The sequence below is a fragment of the Erwinia sp. STN24 genome (genome assembly GCF_041320675.1).
In the GTDB taxonomy this organism is placed as follows: Bacteria; Pseudomonadota; Gammaproteobacteria; order Enterobacterales; family Enterobacteriaceae; genus Erwinia; species Erwinia aeris.
Genome location: NZ_JBGGPM010000001.1, coordinates 880,673 through 900,358, shown reverse-complemented (window position 1 = coordinate 900,358; position 19,686 = coordinate 880,673). Strand labels below are relative to the sequence as shown.

Genomic DNA, 19,686 nt, shown 5'->3' with positions numbered 1-19,686 from the left:
AAATAAATGCGCGCACTCTGCTGGAATGGCGTTAACGATCTCAGCGTTGAAACAGTGGCGGATCCCGGTCTGCTTAATCCTCACGATGCCATTATTCGCGTTATCCTGACCACCACCTGCGGCTCCGATTTGCATGTTATCGACGGGCTGATCCCCAGCATGCGCGAGGGCGATATCCTTGGTCATGAATTTATGGGCGAGGTGGTTGAAGTAGGCAGCGCGGTGAAAAATATCCGCCGTGGCGATCGGGTGGTGGTTCCTTCCTTTATTTCCTGCGGTTCCTGCTGGTATTGCCAGCATGAGCTGCCTTCCTGCTGCGATAACACCCATCCCCAATGGGAAAAAGGCGAGACGGTGCTGGGCCATCCGACCGGCGGCATTTATGCCTACAGCCACGCTTTTGGCGGCTACGCAGGTTCCCATGCCGAATACGTTCGCGTACCTTTTGCTGATAACGACTGCTTTGTGATCCCGGATGGCGTAACCGATGAGCAGGCGCTGTTTCTGTCCGACGCCGCGCCCACGGGCTATATGGGCGCGGATTTCTGCAATATCCATCCTGGCGACACCGTGGTGGTCTGGGGCTGTGGCGGCGTTGGCCTGATGGCGCAGCAGAGCGCATGGCTGATGGGTGCGCATCAGGTTATCGGCATCGATCGCTATCCGGAGCGGCTGGCGATGGCGCGCGACTATGCCGGCAGCATCACGCTGGATTATACCCAGGTGGATATCAACGAGGCGCTGCTGGAACTTACCGGCGGACGCGGCCCGGACAGCTGCATCGATGCGGTCGGTATGGAGGCGCGAGGTGAAGGTTTAAGCCAGGTATACGACAAAACCAAACAGCTGCTGCATCTGGAAACGGACGTCGGCGCGGCGCTGCGTCAGGCGCTCTATGCCTGTCGCAAAGGCGGCAATATCGCCATTCTTGGCGTATATGGCGTGATGGATAAATTTCCGCTGGGGCTGATGATCAATAAAAGCCTGACTATCCGCACCGCGCAGCAGCATGGCCAGCGCTATATGCATCGGCTGCTGGATCACGTGGCGAAAAACGAGCTGAATCCGGCGTTTATGGCGACGCACCGTTTCTCGCTGGAAGACGCGCCGCGCGGCTATGAAATGTTCAAGCACAAGGAAGACGGCTGCGTCAGAGCGATTTTCGCTCCCTGAACATTCGCCGTGCGGTATGGCCGGGAATGTTGTTGCGGCTAGCAGTTTACCGGCATGAACGGGGTGATATTAATGAAAGAAAAGGGCGCCGCTATCTGTTTTTGGCGGCGCCCTACATTTTTTTGCAGTGCCTCAGGCGATAAAAGAAGCCCGTGTTGGTGTTTTCAATGATAAAGCGATCGTCATATTTAGCTCGCCTGAAAAATGTCACCCCGTTAACGGTGGCCTGCTGTTTGACTCCGCCCATCACGCTTGCCAGTTCTGGCGACGCCACTTCGTTACCAAGCATTTTCACCTGATAGTCACTGCCATGATCCTGAACAAGCGCCGCTTCCGGTAATACCAGCGTTTCAGTTCGGGAACTGGTTATGCGGATATCACACACATATGTTCCCGGTCCGGAATCTACAGCAGCGGAACTGCAAAAGGAAAAGCCTAAAGCGAACAGTGGAAGAATTTTATTCATGCAAACACCATCAAGGGTTAAACAGCACTGTAGAGGTTATCGGCAACGATTTGATAGACTTCAGCCGCCAGGGCTGATGCAGCGAGCTAAGCTTTGCGACAAGCTGGTTTTCATCGTATTTTTCCAAAACGTATTGGATGAACCGCCGGTAAGTCATAGTTTTCACGTAGCTTTATTTTGGTGCGCATAATGTATATTATGTTAAATTAACGACGTACCAGACAGTCCGGCTACCTTTCCTCGCGTAATCAATTCCCTGCTTTTATCCAAAACTGGTCATGTGGATCGTCGCCGTAAGGCGGCTCTTTGTACCCTGTTCCCCAGTTGACGTTCCCGCGCGGCTTTGAGCAAATCCGCCGCCCGTATGCAGCGTTTCATCATGGGGCAACACGGGCTACGTTACCGGGCAAGGCGCTTCACGCTGACCCGTTTTAATTCAATGCTCACTCTTCTCGCCACGGCACGACTTCCCCAAGAAAAGTATGCGTGCAGCAACGGCACGTTACCGGGATATCCTCTGCTGAAATTTGCGGATTAACCTGTTGGAGCATTCCCTGTTCATCAATAAACAAGCCAGGGAAAAAGCTAAACTCGCCGCAGCAAACATACTCGCGCTGCTGGTGCTCATGCTGCGCCACCATCCAGAATATGGGCTCGGGTTTATCTAACCGGCTTTTTGCCTCGCTGTACACCTCATCCCAGCATTGCCCAAGCTTGCTGAGCAGAAAGTAAAACAACGGGGAATAATCCAGCCCGCGCTGATGCCTGCCGTGCATAGATTCGCGCTGCGGCAGCATTTCAGCAGGCAGCTTTTTTTTATTCCTTTCGTGGCGATACTCGGCGCCTGGGTGGTTCGAGCGATGCCGCGTGGTCGTGTTGACCCGGCGGTAAAGTCTTTGGGCTTTATTGTCGTGATGAATTCTCAATGTGCGCTCCTTGCTATTAGTCCATGCAAACCGGCTCACCGGTTTTAAGTGAAAGCCGGAACGGCTGCCAGCCTCCCGGCGGATCCCAGTCGCCCTCGCCTTCAATCACATCATTTTCAATTGCTGACAGCGTCACGCCATCAATTGCGCATCGTGCGGATTGCCAGAGAATGCCTTCAGTCAGGTGAACCAGAAAAACATAGCTGTAGGTAGCGACAAGGAAATGCTCATGCAGCCTGACAGAATTAATATCAGGAACAGCATAAATGTGTCCAACGTAGTCATCAAGCGGGAAACTACGGAAATGGCCTGGGATAATGTGTAGATGGTCGCCGCAGATTATCGCTATAGAGTGGTCATTACACAGAAAGTCGCAGAACGCGCTGGAAACCAAAAATCCTTCTTCATCAGCGCGGATATAAAGCTGTAAAACCAGGACTGGCACGCCATTATCACTAATAAGCACCCTTCTGTCTTTTTTTCCCTGTCCGGCAAACGGATTGATATGAACTATGTTAACTTCACCGGCCGTTATCGCTTGCTCCATAAAGCGGGCTTGATATCTCATTATTTATCCATAAAAACGCTTATTTGCCCATTGAATCGCTCGCGCTACGTAAAATCTACAGGGCCAGAGCCTTGCAGAATTCACGTAGCTGGCTTTGATACCGTCTTTTTCAGGCGCCGATATCCCGCAGCGCTTTGCCTTTCATCAGGTTACGTTCAATATGCTCCAGCGTAACGTGTTTGGTTTCCGGCACCAGCCATATCGTCAGCAGGATAAACGCCAGGTTAAGCGCGGCGTAGAACCAGAACGTATTGGCATTACCAAACTTCTCCAGCATGGTCAGAAACGTCGCGCCGACGATCATATTACCTACCCAGTTAGTGGTCGTGGAGGCGGTAATGCCAAAGTCGCGGCCTTTCAGCGGCTGGATTTCCGAACACAGCAGCCACACCACCGGGCCGGCTGCCATCGCAAAGCCGACGATAAAGATCAGCAGCATCGCAATTGCAAAGTACTTACGAAAATCGGTTTCAACGCCCAGATGCAGCAGCGTGCCCAGCACGCCCATACCGATGGCCATCACCAGGAAGCTGGTCGTAAGCATCGGCTTGCGTCCCCAACGGTCGACCAGACCAATAGCGATTAAGGTTGCCAGCACGTTGACCATGCCGACGATCACCGTTCCCCACATTTGCTCGCCGGTGCTGGAAAAACCGGCGATGCCGAAAATTTTCGGCGCGTAGTACATCACCACGTTCATGCCGGTAAATTGCTGCATCAGCTGCAACAGCATCCCCAGCCATACTGCACGGCGAAAATTGCCGTTGTTTCTGAACAACGACCAGCCGTGCTGTTTAACCTTCAGGCTTTCCCGGATGTCGTCCAGCTCCTGCTTCGCCTGCTCGCTGGTATTACGCAGACGATCCAGCACGCGCTGCGCCTCGTTAAAACGCCCGTGCGAAGCCAGCCAGCGTGGGCTGTTAGGCAGAAACAGCACGCCGATAAACAGGATCACCGCCGGGATAGCGATAACGCCCAGCATCCAGCGCCAGCTGCCGCTATAGCTAAAGGCGGTATCGGAAAGATAAGCCACCACGATGCCGGTGGTCAGCATTAGTTGATACATGGAGATCATAGAGCCGCGAATGCGTTCCGGCGCAATTTCAGCAAGATACAGAGGCGCGGTATAAGATGCCACGCCCACTGCCAGCCCAAGCAGAACGCGGGAAAATATCAGCGATTCCACATCCGGCGAAAGCGCCGACCATAGCGAGCCGATAATAAACAGCGTGGCCCCGGCCAGCATGCTTTTTTTGCGTCCCAGCTTCGAGGACATCCAGCCGGCGGCCAGCGCGCCAATGGCTGCGCCAAACATCATCGAGCTGACCACCCATTCCTGCTCGTGATTGCTGATATGCAGATCTTTCGCTAAAAAAGGCAGCGCGCCTGCAATAACGCCGATATCAAGCCCGAACAGCAGGCCCGATAGCGCCGCCATCATGCAGACAAACCAGGTAAACCGATTCCCTGAAACTTTACTGGCCTTCATGCCGTACCCCCTCGCTTAAGTCAATTTACATCAAGAATGTTAACTTTATGTAAAGAAGCGGAGTGTCGATGCGTTACCGGTCACATTTTCAGATACGACCGGCGGCAGGATAATGCGGAGGGCAAAACAAGGCAGCCGCTGCCTACTCTTCTTTTTTGCTTTTCCAGTTGGCCCACGGGCTGTCGGCAGGCGGTTCAGGTTCGGCAGAATCGCTTAGCGATTCAATATATAACGCCTCAACCTCTGCCCGCGCCCACGGCGTACGACGCAGAAACTTCAGGCTGGATTTAACGCTGGGGTCGCTTTTAAAGCAGTTGATATTAACGCGTTTGCCCATTTCGTCCCAACCGTAGCGTGCGACAAGCGCATTGATAATGGCTTCCAACGTCATGCCATGCAGCGGATCTTTTGAAGTGTGGTTAGTCATAGCGTTCTCTCAGCGAAAATAATGCCGCTACCATACTGACTGTCATAGTCAGGTGCAAACCGGGCGTGTTTATTACGCGGCGCTGCTTTATGCAAAACCTTGCTCAAAGCGCACATTTTGAAACATCTTACTCAAATTTTTCTCCAGCCTGCCGATAGTGGTTTATAGACAGGCTTATTGGCCCGTTACTACACATCAGGAAATTTACCAAGACAGAATCCCGGCCTCCGCACCGAAGTGCGAGAAGAGACACGGTTCTTTGCTCTGTAGAGTCAAAGGATAAAACGTTCCACCCGGGAAAATCATGCGTCACCGCGCTGGCGGTCGGCGCACAGTATTCATTGGCGAGGATAAAAGGCCCGCAATGGATCATTGAGATCATGAAAACTTCCTGGGGTTGTCTATGTTTGGTGTAAAAAAATCGAGTTTTTCCCTGTCTTTATCTAAAGGCAGCGCCGTTGTTAAGGACATTAACGCGATTAAGCAGCATGTGGCGTGGATTGAGTTTTTGCCCGATGGAGAAATTCTCAGCGCCAATCAGCAGTTTCTGGAGATGACCGGCTATTCGCTAAGCGAAATCCAGGGCAAGCATCACCGTATTTTTTGCGATACGGACTATGTCCGCTCATCGGAATATCATCATTTCTGGCAAACGCTGGCATCAGGCGAGTCGGTCACGGGTATCTTTGAACGTTTCAGTAAACAGCATCAGCGCTTTTACCTTAGCGCCACCTATTTCCCCGTTTGTGATGATAAGGGTGAGGTTTATAAGGTCATCAAGATAGCCTCTGATATTACCGCTCGCCATCAGGAGCTGGAGCAGAAAGAAGCGGTGATCACCGCGCTGGATCGTTCTATGGCGGTGATAGAATTTACCACTGACGGCAAGATAATCACCGCTAACAGCAACTTCCTTACCCATATGGGCTATGCGCTGTCGGACATCGTTGGCCAGCACCATCGTATTTTTTGTTATGACAGCTTTTACCGGGAAAACCCCGATTTCTGGCAAAAAATCAGCAAAGGCCAGCATTTTGTCGGCCGCTTTGAGCGTAAAACCGCCAGCGGCGAACGTATCTGGCTTGAGGCAAGCTACAACCCCATCTATGACGCCGACGGCAAAGTCTGCAAGGTTATCAAGCTGGCTTCAGATATTACGGCCCGCGTTGAGGCGGCGAAGCGCGTGGCGGATATAGCGGTCACCACGTCGGAACAAACCTCGCAAATCACCCATAACGCTAATGAAGTGCTGGACGAAACCGTGCGGAACTCCGGCCAGGTCGCGTTGCAGGTAAGCGCCGCCACGGAAATTGGCACCCAGCTGAACGCATCGGCAAAAAGCATCAGCGAAGTGGTCGATACGATTAACGTTATCGCCTCGCAGACCAATATCCTCGCGCTGAACGCCGCGATAGAATCCGCTCGTGCCGGTGAAGCTGGCCGCGGGTTTAGCGTGGTAGCGGCGGAAGTTCGCCGTCTTGCCGCTTCAACCGCCAGCGCCACGCAAAAAATTACCGCCGTGGTGGACGTTAATACGCAGCTGATTAAGCAGATGTATCAGGAGCTGGATTCGGTCAAACAGTTTATGGTCACCGAGCAGGATAAAATCAGCGAGCTTTCGCGCAGCCTGCGGGAGATCAACAGCGGCGTGCACCAGTTTGTCAGCGTTATTCATCGGCTGGATGTGTAGGCACAGGAAAAGGGAGCAAGGCGGCTCCCTGCTCTTCTTATTCTGCTGCTTTCACGGGCAGTGATAACCTTTGGTGCGTAAGCGCACCATTAAAGCGCTAACGGGCGTGATAAATAAACCTGCCTTATGATTGCAATCTTTAGGCTTCGGGCTTAGCAAGCTTCCTCCTGCGCCGGAAAACAAGCTTCCGTAGCTATTACATGATGTTAACAAACGGCGCTCGGTCATCTGCCGTGGAAATTGGCATAATTACTGCATTCTCCTTTTCGTCATCGATTAAAAAGGAGAATGTATGATGAATGTAATGGTGAATGATCACGAGGCCGTGGATGCAAAACGCAGATCCTTACTGAAGCTTTCCGGCATCGTGGCGGGCGGTGCGGCGCTAACCGCCGGATTTAATGCTGCGACCTTTGCCGCGGCACCGCTCAGCAAATCAGCCTTTACCCCGCCCACGCCGGATCGTCCTGTCCGCATTAATTTCAACGAAAACCCGCTTGGCATGTCGCCCAAAGCGCAGGCTGCCGCACGTGATGCCGTCTTAAAAGCGAATCGCTACGCCAAAGCGGAAATTATCGGGCTGCGTCAAAAAGTTGCTGAACATCACCAGGTTTCCCCGTCAGCCATATTGCTTACCGCCGGCTCATCAGAAGGGATTCGGGCGGCGGTGGAAGCCTGGTCACCACAGGGATCGCAGCTGGTTATCCCGGAATTGACCTATGGCGATGGCGAACATTTCGCAAAGATTGCCGGTATGAAGATCGCTAAAGTTAAGATGCTTGATAACTGGGCATTTGATATTGCGGCAATGAAGGCGGTCGTAGCCAATCATCATGGCCCGTCGCTGGTTTATCTGGTAAACCCTAATAACCCGACGGCGACTATCACCCCAGCCGACTTGATTGAACCATGGATAACCAGCAAGCCTGCCGATACGATGTTTATTGTTGATGAAGCCTATGCCGAGTTTGTTAATGACCAACGTTTCCGCTCCGTCTCGCCGCTGATTGCGCAAGGCATGGATAATATTATCCTGCTGAAGACCTTTTCTAAAATTCACGCTATGGCCGGAATGCGCGTCGGCTATGCGGTGGCGCACCCGGATGCAATTGCGCGGCTCGAAAAGCATGTTGCCGGAGAAAAGATAAATTTCTGCGGCGTTGATGCGGCGTTGGCTTCTATGGATGACCATGCGTTTATCGCATACAGCAAAAAGAGCAACGATCTTTCCCGTCAGATTTTAGTGAAAGCGCTGGACGAGCTACAGCTCCCTTACCTGCCGTCTGAGGGAAACTTTGTTTTCCACCAGCTCAGAACGCCGCTGCAAACGTATCAAAAGCGGATGGCAGAGTCTGGCGTACTGGTCGGCCGCGCTTTTCCACCAGCCGACAGCTGGTGCCGGATTTCGCTTGGTACACCGGAAGAAATGCAGTGGGTCGCCGATAAGCTGCGTGAATTCCGTAAGAAGGACTGGGTATAGTTTTTGGCTATAGCGCGATACTTAGTCTGGGCATACGGCAGAGGGAGCGCTGCGTCTCCCCTGTTTGCCTGTTTTATATACCCGGCGCCTGCAAAAAAAGTTGGTGCGTCACGTTACTGATACCCACGGCCCGGACAAATCCCGCTCGTTCATAAAAAGCGAATGCGGAACAGGGCGCGTTGGTATTCAGACAATCAAAGTAGCGCCCTGCATCCTGAATAATGCTGTTAAGCAGAAGTCGGCCTGTATTCATGCGGCGCCATTTAAGGCTGACGTACAAATGGCGAATTCTACCCGTTCGCGGTTGTAACACATAAGGATCCCGATTCAGACCGCAGATCCCGATAAGCAGACCATCGCAAAAAACGCCCAGCAACTTTTCTCCCGCCGCCTCAAAACGATTATGCCCGCTGAGCCAGTTAGTCTGGAGCCTGTTCAGCATATTGAGTTGAAAACGCATACTCTCGTTGAGTAATGCCGAAAAGCCGTCTGTAGCAGGCGTAATACGGTCAATAAGCAGGTTCATTAGATGATGTCCGATACGGTGTTTAACTCGCGGGCTTTGACCTGAAGATTAATCCAGCCGGATCCAGCGCCTTCCCGCCAGCACGGTCACGGCGATAATCGTGATGCCCGCGGCCAGGTGCATAATGAAATCCAGCATATGCAGATGCGTTTGATGGCACAGCGACAGCAGCATGGATGACATAAAGGCGATGCCGCCGCCCGCCAGCGCCAGACTTTTGCCCGGATAAAGCGAGCGGGAACGATGCAGCGCCGCTACGGCAATCACCATCATCGGCAGGCTGGCCGACAGCATAAACAGATAACAGTGTACGCCCTCGCCAAACTGTCCGCCGCCCGGCGGTAAGGTGGCCGTCATATTACCTAAATTAAGCGCCAGCCAGATGAGCGCCAGCAGGCCCAGCCATTTCAGACGAACAGGTGGTCGCCCGGCCAGACTGAGCGTAAACGCGCCCGCCATAGCGCCGCTGCCAAGAATAAAAGACAGCAGCAGGCTTAGCAGCGCAGGCAGCGCATCGGGCCGTGACCAGTCGGTGAATCTGCTGTGCAGCGCCCAGCTGCTTACCATGCCGCAGGGCAAGGCCAGCGCTATCCAGGCAGCCACGCGCCAGCCCGTAGGCCAGAGGCGTTTAACCGGCCGCGCCGAGTCGCTAAGTTGATCGATAAACCGATCATGATTTCTCATGATTGCTTTTTCCTGATTTGCGAAGGTTAAGCATTGCGCGATGCAAAAGCGACTTTACGGCGGCTATCGACAGATTGCTTTCCGCCGCGGCCTGAGCAAGGCTCTGTTCGCGCAGATGAACGGATTCCACAATTTCCCGCTGCCTTACCGGCAGGCTGTCCAGATAGCCATTCAGTTCATGACCATCGGTATCCGTTTCCGGCAGGACAGCAGCCTGGCGGTTTACCGCCTCCTCGTCCTGAACTTCCTGACTTCTGCCGCGCTGCCGCAGAGCGTCAATCGCCCTGGCCGAGGTAATCGCCGCTACCCAGGGCAGAACGGGACGCTGCGGATCGTAGGTATGGCGGACGCGATGGATCGCCAGCAGCGTTTCCTGAATAACATCTTCAAGCAGCGCTTCATCACTGATTTTTTGACGCGCAAAGGCGCGGATGGCAGGTACCATCGCTTTCAGCAGCCGGTTATAGGCTTCGCGGTCGCCGGCCTGCGCGCGCGCCATCAGCGCAGGCCAGTGCTGCGTCTCAGTGATGGGCATTGCCCGCCTGCAAAACGTTATCTGCCGGGCTTGTAGTCACTACGCTTGCTCACGATTTTTTCCCGTGTTCAGTGGCGCGATCCAGCGCCGAGATAACAATATTGGGCGTCAGCACCTGCGGCAGCACGACCGGTTTGCCACCGTCTGCCGGATAAACCACATAAAGCGGCAGTCCGCCCCGACCGAAATCGCTCAGCGCCTGTTCCACATCCGGATTGTACTTAGTGGAATCCGCAACCATATAGATGGTATCGGTACGCGCCATTGCTGCTTTAACAGCCTGGGTAGAAAGCGACGTGCGATCGTTTACCTGGCAGGTAATACACCAGGACGCCGTAAAGTTTACCAGAATCGGTTTGCCCTGCCCTTTAATCGCCTCGACATTCTGCGGCGTCCAGGCAACGGCTGCCGCAGCCTGTGCGGTTTCGGCGCTGTTTTGCGGCGTGGCGGTGGCGTTAAGGTTAAGCAGCGGCACCGCCACCAGCAGCAGAAATACCACGGTTGCGCTATGCAGCGCCCAGTGACGCCTGCCCATCATCTGACGTTTTTGCGCCATGCCATACAGCCAGGCGGCAAAGCTCAGCAGCAGACAGCAGGCCAGGATAGTCGCCAGCGCCGCCGAGCCGGCCTGCCGCTCCAGCACCCAAATCAGCCAGCCGACCGCGCCCAGCATCGGAAACGCCAGCCCCTGTTTCAGCGTCGACATCCAGGCGCCGGGCGCAGGCAGCACTTTCGCCAGCACCGGAAAAAAAGAAATCAGCGTAAAAGGTGCAGCAAATCCCAGCGCCAGCGAGATAAAGATAATCAGGCTGACCACCGGTGGCTGAGTCAGTGCATAGCCGACCGCGCTGGCCATAAAGGGCGCGCTACAGGGCGTCGCCACAATAATTGCCAGCGCGCCGGTCAGCGCAGAGCCGGTCAGACCGCCGCGATCGCCGCCTATTCCCCCTACCCGCTGCACCGAAAGCCCGACCTCAAAAAGCCCAAAAAGATTGAGGGCCGAGCCAAGCATCACCAGGATCAGTAGCGCGATCACCAGCGGCGACTGAAGCTGAAATCCCCAGCCGACCGACGATCCGCCCGCCCGCGCCAGCAGCAGCACGCCCACCAGCGCCACCATGGTCACCACCACGCCGAGCAGAAACGCCAGGCCTTCGGCACGAGCCTGTGCAGGCCTGTCATGATGGCGCAGCAGGCTCAGCGCCTTCAGCGAAATCACCGGAAACACGCACGGCATTAAATTCAGGATAAGGCCGCCCAGGAAGGCGGCAGCGATAGCAGTCAGCATGATAAACCTACTCCGTTATGCCGGGTTGGCCTGGCGATATTTTTTCACCGCGTCCATCGCTTTTTGAATATGCGCGTCCGGATTTTTGTCGGTATAGCTGAGCAGGATCTTGCCGTCCGGCGCAATCACATAGGAAGTGCGGTCGGAATAGGTTTTCCCTTTCATCTCCAGCGTATTTTTATATTCCGTCGCGACTTTCGCACCCGGATCGGCGGCTACGGTAAATTTATCGCGGCATTCCAGCTGGGAAAATTTAGCAATCTGATCGGTATTGCCTGCCGTCACGCCAATCACCGTCGCGCCCTGCTTGTTAAACTCATCGGTCGCTTCGGCAAAGTCATGCGCTTCCAGGGTACAGCCTGCGCTAAACGCGGCCGGGAAGAAATAGAGCACCACCGGGCCTTTTTGCAGCGCCTGCTGCAGCGAGAACGTGGTCGATTTACCGGCCAGCGCGGCATCAAGCTTAAAGTCCGGCGCTTTTTCACCGACCTGCAGGGCGGCAAAGGCGCTGGTCATGGGTAAGGTAAGCGCCAGCAGCGTGGCGGCGGTCAGGGCTTTCAGGTTCATACGCATAAACATCTCTCCATTATTCGACAGGTGAAAGGAAACCATCTCCTTAACCAGAGGTTCGTCGAACAACAGGGAAAAGTTTCGCTGAGATAAAAAAAATTTTAGCAATTCGCCTGACTGAGGCGAATTGTGTGATCGCCTTAACAGAACTACCCTTTCCTGCACGCCATTCAGGATCGGGCCTGCTTTGAACGCCCCGATACTGTCAGCCACATCAATTTTTACAGGGATACTATGACGCCGACCAGAACTGAACGCGCCGCTCAACAGAAAGTCGACAGCACTGACGTAAGCGTACACGGAGCGAGAACACACAATCTGAAAGATGTCTCACTCTCTTTCCCTCGCGATGCCATCGTCATCTTTACTGGCGTCTCCGGCTCGGGCAAATCCTCACTGGCTTTCGATACGCTCTATGCGGAAGCGCAGCGAAGGTATCTGGAATCCGTCGCGCCACACGTGCGCCACCTGATTGAGCAGGCTCCGGTGCCGGACGTGGACAACATCGACGGGTTGCCGCCGGCCGTCGCGCTCCAGCAGAGTCGCGCAGGCGCTCAGGAGCGCTCCACGGTAGGCAGCCTGACCCGTATTTCGGTCACGCTCCGCCTGCTTTTTTCCCGTGCCGGGCATTACCCTGAGGGGATCCCGTTTATGCCTGCCGAGGCGTTCTCGCCCAATAATCCGCAGGGTGCCTGTACGCTGTGTCAGGGCACGGGCAGGACGCATGAAGTGAAAGCCGATGCGCTGGTGCCTGATGAGTCGTTAAGTATTCGCGAAGGCGCGATAGCCGCGTGGCCAAACGGCTGGGGAGCAAAAAACCTGCGCACCATTCTTGAAATGCTCGACTACGACGTGGATGCGCCGTGGAAAACCTTATCGGCAAAGGACCGGCAGTGGATACTGTTTACCGATGAGCAACCCTCCGTGCCCGTGTTTCCGGATATGAATGCTAAGCAGCAAAAAGCGGCGATCGCGGCCGGGATGAAACCTGACTATACCGGCACCTACACCAGCGCCAAAAGATATCTGCTGCAAAGCTATGCCGGCGGAAAAGAGTCCGTTAAAAAGCGGCTTTCCCCCTTTATCGCCACGGCGCCTTGTCCCGCCTGTCAGGGGAAAAAGCTTAACCCAAACGCCCTGGCCGTCACCTTTGCCGGCTACGATATCGCCGGGATGGGCGAGCTGACCCTGACACAGCTGAAAACGCTGTTGCTGCCGTTTGCCGAGGGCGAGGCTGCTTCTTTGCCAAAGGAAACGGCGCTGCGGGAAGCCACCACAAGAATGGCGTCGGACATCTGCGGCCGTCTTGATCAGCTTGAGAAGCTGGGGCTGGGCCACCTTGCTCTGGGACGGCAGACCACCATGCTCTCTTCCGGAGAGCTTCAGCGGATACGGCTGGCGACCCAGCTTATTTCACAGCTTTTCGGGGTGCTGTACGTGCTGGATGAGCCTTCCGCCGGGCTGCATCCGGACGATGTGCAGGCGCTGCTGCATTCCCTGCGTTCGCTGCTGGAGGCCGGCAACTCGCTGGCGATTGTAGAACACAATCTTGATGTGATTGCCGAAGCCGACTGGCTGATTGAGGTGGGGCCAGGGCCGGGCCGCCAGGGAGGCGAAATCGTCTATAACGGTGTGCCGGACGGGCTGGAGAAAGTGACAGCGTCACGTACGGCGCCTTATTTGTTCAGCGAGCAGCAGCCGGGTTTACGCCAGCGTAACACCCCGGCCAGCTGGCTCAGGCTGGAACAGGTTAGCTGCAACAATATTTCCGCGCTTGATGTGGCCATTCCCCTTGAAAGCATGACCGTGATCACCGGCGTATCGGGTTCGGGGAAATCAACGTTGCTGACCCGCGTCCTGCCGGGCTTGCTGGCACGGCTGGATAACACGCCGGGGGATGAAGAGGCCGGGGAAGAAGACGAGACGTCAGATGTGCAGGGGAACATTGTTGCCGGAGGCGACAGCCTTAAAAGGCTGATCCGCATCGATCAGCGCCCTATCGGACGCACGCCTCGTTCCAACCTGGCAACGTACACCGGCTTTTTTGACACTGTGCGTAAGCTGTTTGCAGAAACCGACGAGGCAAAACGGCGAGGCTTTACCGCGAGCCGGTTCTCTTTCAATCTGCCCGAGGGGCGCTGTCCGGTCTGCGAAGGCCAGGGGCAAATCACCATTGAACTGATGTTTATGCCGGGCGTAAGCGCGCCCTGTTCCGCCTGCGGCGGCGCCCGCTACAACGAGGAAACGCTGAAGATACGGTGGCAAAACCGAACAGTTGCTGACGTCCTCGATCTGACCGTGGATGAGGCCGTTACCGTTTTTGAAGGCAATGACACCATTCAGCGTTCTTTAACGGCGCTTACCGCCCTGGGGCTGGGATACCTGAAATTAGGCCAGCCGGCCACGGAATTATCCGGCGGCGAATGCCAGCGCATCAAGCTGGCCTGGGAGCTTCAGCGCGCGCAGCGGGGGAAAACGCTTTATCTGCTGGACGAGCCATCTTCGGGCCTCCATCCTTCCGATACGGATAAACTGCTGGGCGTGCTGGATCGGCTGGTGCAGCGTGGCGATACCGTTATCATGGCCGAACATGATATGCGCATCGCCGCCGAGGCGGACTGGGTGATCGATTTAGGGCCGGGTTCCGGGAGTAACGGCGGCCGCGTCGTGGCGGCTGGAACACCTGAAACGGTCAGCCAGGCGGCTGAGAGCCTGACCGCGCCTTATCTGGCCAGCAAGCTGGAAAAAAGAACCGCCGATCCGCAGTAAGCCTTAAAGGAGGAAGGAAAGTACCCCTTCCTCCTTTATCACTCCGGTCAGACCAGCGCCCACACCAGCCACGTCAGCGCAAAGCCGCTCAGGCCCATCACCGTGGTTAACACCGTCCAGGTTTTCAGACCGTCGACCACGGACAGCCCCAGATAGCGCGTTACCACCCAGAAGCCCGCATCGTTCACGTGCGACAGGCCCAGCCCGCCAAAGCAGGCGGCCAGCGTCACCAGCACCCTGTCCATCTCGTTTGCGCCGCCCACCGCCGACGTCAGCAAGCCGCTGGTGGTCAGGATCGCTACCGTGGCCGATCCCTGCGAGGCGCGCAGCGCCAGCGACAGGATAAACGCCGCCGGCACCAGCGGCAGATGCAGCGTTTCCAGTGTTAACGCCAGCGCTTTACCTACGCCCGACTCTACCAGCACTTTGCCAAATGCGCCGCCCGCGCCCGCCACCAGGATCACGCTGGCCGATCCCGGAATGGCGCGGCCGGTCAGATCTTCCAGCTTGTCTTTGCTCCAGCCGCGACGCAATCCCAGCAGCCACGCGGCCAGCGCCAGCGCGATAAGTAACGCTATCGGCGGCGTGCCGATCACCGTCATCACCTTACGCAGCAGGCTCTCTTCCGCCAGCAGCGAATGCGCCAGCGTACCCAGCACGATCAGCGCGATAGGCACCACGATCAGGCCGGAAATCATCAGCGCGCCCGGCGTCTCGCTCTTTTTCTCTGCGCCTTCCGGCTTCGCCATTTGCAGGCTTTCCAGCACCTCCACCGACAGCTGGAAGCGCTGGCGATTCATCGCCTTCGCCACCAGGTAGCCGACGATACCCACCGGGATCGAAATTACCAGGCCCAGCAGCATCAGCCAGCCCATATCAGTGTGCAGGATCCCGGCCGCCGCCGCCGGGCCAGGATGCGTAGGCAGCGCCACGTGCACCGTCAGCATGACGCCCGCCATCGGCAAACCGAACTTGATCGGTGAGACGCGCGCAACTTTGCTGAAGCCGTAGATCAGCGGGATCACGATAATAAAGCCGACTTCAAAAAACACCGGGATCCCCAGGATAAACGCCGCCATGGTCAGCGCCGCTACGGTGCGCCGGATGCCCAGCGTCTTGCTGAAACGCTGCGCAAGCGACTCTGCGCCGCCCGATGCCTCAATAATCGCGCCGAGCATCGCGCCCAGTACGATGATAATAGCGATATGACCGAGCAGCCCGCCCATGCCGCTCATAATGATTTCCATGATTTTTTCAGACGGAATGCCGGTGGCGATAGCGACCAGCAGGCTCACAATCAACAGCGCAACGAAAGGATGGACTTTGGCTTTAATGACCAGCAGCAGCAGAACAACGACGCTGGCGGTCGCGATGGCTAACAGCATAGCGGTGGACATGGTAATCCTTCTATTCTTATCGTTTTAACAGACCCGGTGCAGGTAAAGGGTGAGGTAAACCGGCGCGAAGGCGCCGGGTAACACAGGCTTAGCGTTTTTTCGCCCAGGGTTTAAACCAGCCAAGCCCGGCGAGCGTGCCGTTGCGTGGAATATATTCGCAGCCTACCCAGCCGTCGTAGCCCACGTCATCCAGCAGGGTAAACAGCCACGGGTAGTTGATTTCGCCCTCGTCCGGCTCGTGGCGATCCGGTGCAGAGGCGATCTGCACGTGACGATAGCGCCCAGCGTTTTCCCGGATCAGGTGGCTCAGGTTGCCGTCCACCATCTGCGCGTGAAACAGGTCGAGCTGGGTGAAGACGTTTGGCCGATCGATACGCGCCATCATCGCCAGCGTCTGATACTGGCTGGCATAGAGATAGTTGGGCTTGATTTTGGGGCCGAGCGCCTCCAGCAGGATGGTGATGCCGTGCGGCGCAAAACGGTCGGCCGCATAGTGAATATTGCTGATAAACGTCTGCTCGCAGGCCGCGCGATCCATGCCTTCCTGCACCACGCCAGCCATGATATGCACCTGCGAGACGTTCAGCGCCAGCGCATACTCCAGCGCGCTGTCGATATCGGCGCGGGCATCGGCTTCGCGCCCCGGGATCGCCGTTACGCCCCATTCTCCTGACTGCACGTCGCGCGGCGCGGTGTTAAACAGCACCAGCTTAAGGTTATGTTCATCCAGCCGCGCTTTTAGCTGTTGCGCCGGGTAGTCATAGGGAAACAGAAATTCCACGGCCTCGAAACCGGCGTCGGCCGCCGCGGCAAAGCGATCCAGGAAAGGCACTTCGGTAAACTGGGTGGAAATATTGGCTGCAAACTTCGGCATTATCGGCTCCTTAACTCGTCAACTTCGGCCTCGCTGAGGTAGCGGATCGCGCGGTCGCCCAGCGTGAAAATCAGGCGCGCCGTCTCTTCCAGCTCTTCCGTATTATCCGCCGCCTCGCGCAGCGAGCTGCCTACCACTACCGAGCCGTGGTTCGCCAGTAGAAAGCCGCGATAGCGCCCCGCCAGCGCGGCGAGATCGTCTGCCAGCCGCGTATCGCCCGGCCGGTAATAAGGCACGACAGGCACATCGCCGACGCGCATCACCACATAAGGCGTAAACGGTCGGATACAGTTCTGCCGATCCAGATCTTCCAGACAGGAGAGCGCGGTCAGATAGTGGCTGTGCAGGTGCACCACCGCTTTGCAGTCGGGATCGTTCAGATAAAGCGCCCGGTGAAAGGCGATCTCTTTGGAGGGCTTGTCGCCGGCGATCCATTCGCCCTGCGGCGTCACTTTAGACAGGCGATCGCCGTCCAGTTCGCCCAGACAGGAGCCGGTCGGCGTCGCCAGCAGATTACCGTCCTCCAGCAGCACAGAAAGGTTGCCGGCAGAGCCGGTAGCGTAGCCGCGCTGGAAAAAAGAGGCGCCCAGCTTCACCATCTCCTGGCGGGCCTGTTGTTCTGTCATGATGAAAACTCCGTTTGCGCGCGGCGGAAAAACTGCTCGTCGCCAAAATTGCCTGACTTCAGCGCCAGCGACAGCGGCTGATGAATATCCCTTACCCAGGGCACGCCGGGGGAAATGGTCGGGCCGATATGGAAAGCGGTCACGTCCAGGCTCTGCGCCACCACGCCGGAAGTTTCGCCGCCCGCTACGATAAAGCGTTGCCAGCCGCGCGCCTTCAGGTTGCGGGTCACGGCGGCGAACAGGGTTTCTACCGCCTCGCTGCTGCGCTGTGCACCGTATTGCTGCTGAATAAGCTGTAGCTGTTGCGCATCCGCCGTGGCGTAAAGCATCGGCGCCAGCGGCCGGGCGTTTTGATCGGCAACCCAGTCGGCAAGCTCGCGGGCATAGTCGTCTACATTGTCCAGACAGCGGCTGACCTCTACTTCACGCGCGGGCGCCTGCTGACGATAGGCGTTGACCTGCCGGTTGGTCATCTGCGAGCAGGAGCCGGAAATCACCACCGCGCGCTCGCCGCGTGGACGCCCTGCCGTTTCGGCCTCGTTACCAAGGTTTTGCGTAGTAGCCCACTGGCGCGCCAGCCCGATAGCCAGGCCGGAGCCGCCGGTGACCAGGCGCATCTCGCGCAGCGCCTCGCCCTGGGTCAGTAAATGCTGTTCGCTGAGCGCATCCAGCACCACATAATTCACCCCGGCGGCCTTCAGCTCGCTTAGTTTTTCGCGCACCGCTTCGGCACCGAGATCCAGCGTGGCGGCGGCAATCAGGCCCGCTTTGCCCTTAGCCTGACGCGCCATCAGGCGCAGCAGATTGCTGTCCGTCATCGGCGTGACCGGATGATGACGCATCCCCGACTCCGACAGCAGCTGTTCGCCGACAAACAGATGGCCCTGATAGACGGTGCGGCCGTTCACCGGCAGCGCCGGACAGATCGCCGTCTGCGTTTCGCCAAGCTCATATAGCAGCGCGTCGGTGACCGGGCCGATATTGCCTTTCTCCGTACTGTCGAAGGTGGAGCAGTATTTAAAATAGAAACGATCGCAGCCCTGCTCCCGGAGCCAGCGCAGCGCGGCCAGCGACTGGTCAACCGCCTGCTCAACCGGGCAGGAGCGCGACTTCAGGCTGATAACGATCGCCTGCGCGGCAAGGCTTTCCTGCTGTTCAGGCACGCCGTTAAACTGGATGGTGGCCAGGCCGTTCTGCGTCAGAAAGCTGGCGATATCGGTCGCGCCGGTAAAGTCGTCGGCAATCACTCCTAAACGCGTCATGCCTGCTCCTTGCCCTGAGGCAGCGTGATACCGCTGAAAATTTTGATCACCGCGCTGTCGTCTTCACGGCCATAGCCGGCGTTGCTGGCTTCGGTAAACATGTTCAGCGCGGTAGAGGCCAGCGGCAGCGGAAACTGCAGCGCTTTTGCCGTCTCGGCCACCAGGTTGAGATCTTTCACAAAGATATCGACTGCGGATTTCGGGCTGTAGTCGCCGTCGACCACGTGGCGCATCCGGTTCTCAAACATCCATGAGTTGCCCGCCGCATTGGTGACGACCTCATACATGGTATCCAGTGGGATACCGGCGCGGGCGGCCATCGCCATCGCTTCCGCTCCCACCGCGATATGCACGCCAGCCAGCAGCTGATGAATAATTTTTACGGTGGATCCCAGGCCAATTTCGCTGCCGACGCGGTAGACTTTTGCCGCCACCGCCTCCAGCACCGGCTGCAAACGTTCAAACGCGGCATCGCTGCCGGAGGCCATCACCGTCATCTCACCGGTTGCCGCTTTGGCCGCGCCGCCGGAAACGGGCGCGTCCAGCATCAGCAGCTGATGCTGCGCCAGCCGCTGTTCAATCTGCTGCGCGTCCTGCGCAGAGATAGTGGACGACACCATCACCACCGTGCCCGGCTTCAGCCTGGCGGCCAGGCCGTTATCGCCGAATAAAATAGCGTTAACCTGTTTAGCGTTGACCACCAGCAGCAGCACGGCCTCAAGCTGATCGACGAACCCGTCGGCGGCGGTTTGCGCATCGCGGGCGCCCGTCTGGCGCAGCGTTTCCAGCGCCGCTGGATTAAGATCGACGCCCCAGGTGTTCAGCCCCGCACGAATGCAGGAGGCGGCTGCGCCCATCCCCATCGACCCTAAACCGATTACGCAAACGTTTTGAATTGGCACCGTGGCCTCCATTGTTAAATTAAGTGATTATTTG

The 19,686-nt window shown here is 56.8% G+C and carries 19 protein-coding genes; 4 read left to right on the top strand and 15 right to left on the bottom strand.

From position 1 onward, the window contains the following. The first annotated feature begins 6 nt into the window (after positions 1-6). Positions 7-1,173, top strand: a complete 1,167-nt coding sequence (locus ACA373_RS04255) for a zinc-dependent alcohol dehydrogenase (protein WP_253454077.1) — start codon at positions 7-9, stop codon at positions 1,171-1,173. A gap of 112 nt (positions 1,174-1,285) precedes the next feature. On the opposite strand, the gene ACA373_RS04250 is transcribed toward ACA373_RS04255, so the two are convergent. The 5 genes from ACA373_RS04250 to ACA373_RS04230 form a co-directional block, all read right to left on the bottom strand. After that, positions 1,286-1,639: a hypothetical protein gene (locus tag ACA373_RS04250; protein ID WP_369894703.1), complete on the bottom strand. Its 354-nt coding sequence runs from the start codon at positions 1,637-1,639 to the stop codon at positions 1,286-1,288. 443 nt (positions 1,640-2,082) lie between these two features. Beyond that, positions 2,083-2,565: a hypothetical protein gene (locus tag ACA373_RS04245; protein ID WP_253460976.1), complete on the bottom strand. Its 483-nt coding sequence runs from the start codon at positions 2,563-2,565 to the stop codon at positions 2,083-2,085. A gap of 16 nt (positions 2,566-2,581) precedes the next feature. After that, on the bottom strand, positions 2,582-3,133 hold the full coding sequence (locus ACA373_RS04240; protein ID WP_253454081.1) for a hypothetical protein: 552 nt from the start codon (positions 3,131-3,133) through the stop codon (positions 2,582-2,584). A 109-nt stretch (positions 3,134-3,242) separates the two neighbouring features. Continuing rightward, entirely contained in the window at positions 3,243-4,622 is a 1,380-nt protein-coding gene (locus ACA373_RS04235; RefSeq protein WP_253454083.1) for a sugar porter family MFS transporter, read from the bottom strand. 142 nt (positions 4,623-4,764) lie between these two features. Next, complete coding sequence (locus tag ACA373_RS04230) at positions 4,765-5,049, bottom strand: VF530 family DNA-binding protein (RefSeq protein ID WP_253454085.1); 285 nt, start codon at positions 5,047-5,049, stop codon at positions 4,765-4,767. Between the two features lie 403 nt (positions 5,050-5,452). Between ACA373_RS04230 and ACA373_RS04225 the strand changes: the two genes are divergently transcribed. Continuing rightward, positions 5,453-6,739 (top strand): PAS domain-containing methyl-accepting chemotaxis protein, encoded by a 1,287-nt coding sequence (locus ACA373_RS04225; RefSeq protein WP_253454087.1) that lies wholly within the window; start codon positions 5,453-5,455, stop codon positions 6,737-6,739. Between the two features lie 292 nt (positions 6,740-7,031). Then, a complete protein-coding gene (locus tag ACA373_RS04220; RefSeq protein WP_370734056.1) occupies positions 7,032-8,219 on the top strand; it encodes a histidinol-phosphate transaminase in 1,188 nt (395 codons plus the stop codon). 73 nt (positions 8,220-8,292) lie between these two features. On the opposite strand, the gene ACA373_RS04215 is transcribed toward ACA373_RS04220, so the two are convergent. The 5 genes from ACA373_RS04215 to ACA373_RS04195 form a co-directional block, all read right to left on the bottom strand. After that, positions 8,293-8,661, bottom strand: a complete 369-nt coding sequence (locus ACA373_RS04215) for a GNAT family N-acetyltransferase (protein ID WP_370734446.1) — start codon at positions 8,659-8,661, stop codon at positions 8,293-8,295. Positions 8,662-8,793: 132 nt separating this feature from the next. Then, complete coding sequence (locus tag ACA373_RS04210; RefSeq protein WP_301250791.1) at positions 8,794-9,429, bottom strand: DUF1109 domain-containing protein; 636 nt, start codon at positions 9,427-9,429, stop codon at positions 8,794-8,796. After that, the gene (locus tag ACA373_RS04205) at positions 9,416-9,964 is read right to left on the bottom strand and encodes a sigma-70 family RNA polymerase sigma factor (RefSeq protein ID WP_125287580.1); all 549 of its coding nucleotides are present in this window, start codon (positions 9,962-9,964) and stop codon (positions 9,416-9,418) included. Before ACA373_RS04205 ends, ACA373_RS04210 begins: the two co-directional genes overlap by 14 nt. Positions 9,965-10,013: 49 nt before the next feature. Then, a complete protein-coding gene (locus ACA373_RS04200) occupies positions 10,014-11,252 on the bottom strand; it encodes a protein-disulfide reductase DsbD family protein (RefSeq protein ID WP_370734055.1) in 1,239 nt (412 codons plus the stop codon). Positions 11,253-11,267: 15 nt separating this feature from the next. Continuing rightward, a complete protein-coding gene (locus tag ACA373_RS04195; RefSeq protein ID WP_253460979.1) occupies positions 11,268-11,831 on the bottom strand; it encodes a peroxiredoxin in 564 nt (187 codons plus the stop codon). 225 nt (positions 11,832-12,056) lie between these two features. Here ACA373_RS04195 and ACA373_RS04190 point away from each other — a divergent pair, with 225 nt between their 5' ends. Then, the gene (locus ACA373_RS04190; RefSeq protein ID WP_301729538.1) at positions 12,057-14,591 is read left to right on the top strand and encodes an excinuclease ABC subunit UvrA; all 2,535 of its coding nucleotides are present in this window, start codon (positions 12,057-12,059) and stop codon (positions 14,589-14,591) included. 47 nt (positions 14,592-14,638) lie between these two features. Here the strand turns inward: ACA373_RS04190 and ACA373_RS04185 are convergent, their stop codons facing one another. From ACA373_RS04185 to ltnD, 5 genes are all read right to left on the bottom strand, one after another. Next, positions 14,639-15,988 carry a GntP family transporter gene (locus tag ACA373_RS04185; protein ID WP_253454097.1) on the bottom strand — a complete coding sequence of 450 codons (1,350 nt, stop codon included), beginning with the start codon at positions 15,986-15,988 and terminating at the stop codon, positions 14,639-14,641. 88 nt (positions 15,989-16,076) lie between these two features. After that, positions 16,077-16,862 (bottom strand): HPr family phosphocarrier protein, encoded by a 786-nt coding sequence (locus ACA373_RS04180; RefSeq protein WP_253454099.1) that lies wholly within the window; start codon positions 16,860-16,862, stop codon positions 16,077-16,079. Next, the gene (locus ACA373_RS04175; RefSeq protein ID WP_253454101.1) at positions 16,862-17,488 is read right to left on the bottom strand and encodes an aldolase; all 627 of its coding nucleotides are present in this window, start codon (positions 17,486-17,488) and stop codon (positions 16,862-16,864) included. The genes ACA373_RS04180 and ACA373_RS04175 overlap by 1 nt, the downstream gene beginning before the upstream one ends. Further along, positions 17,485-18,750: a 3-oxo-tetronate kinase gene (gene otnK / locus ACA373_RS04170; RefSeq protein ID WP_253454103.1), complete on the bottom strand. Its 1,266-nt coding sequence runs from the start codon at positions 18,748-18,750 to the stop codon at positions 17,485-17,487. Before otnK ends, ACA373_RS04175 begins: the two co-directional genes overlap by 4 nt. Further along, positions 18,747-19,664: an L-threonate dehydrogenase gene (gene ltnD / locus ACA373_RS04165; RefSeq protein ID WP_370734054.1), complete on the bottom strand. Its 918-nt coding sequence runs from the start codon at positions 19,662-19,664 to the stop codon at positions 18,747-18,749. Before ltnD ends, otnK begins: the two co-directional genes overlap by 4 nt. Between the last annotated feature and the right edge of the window lie 22 nt (positions 19,665-19,686).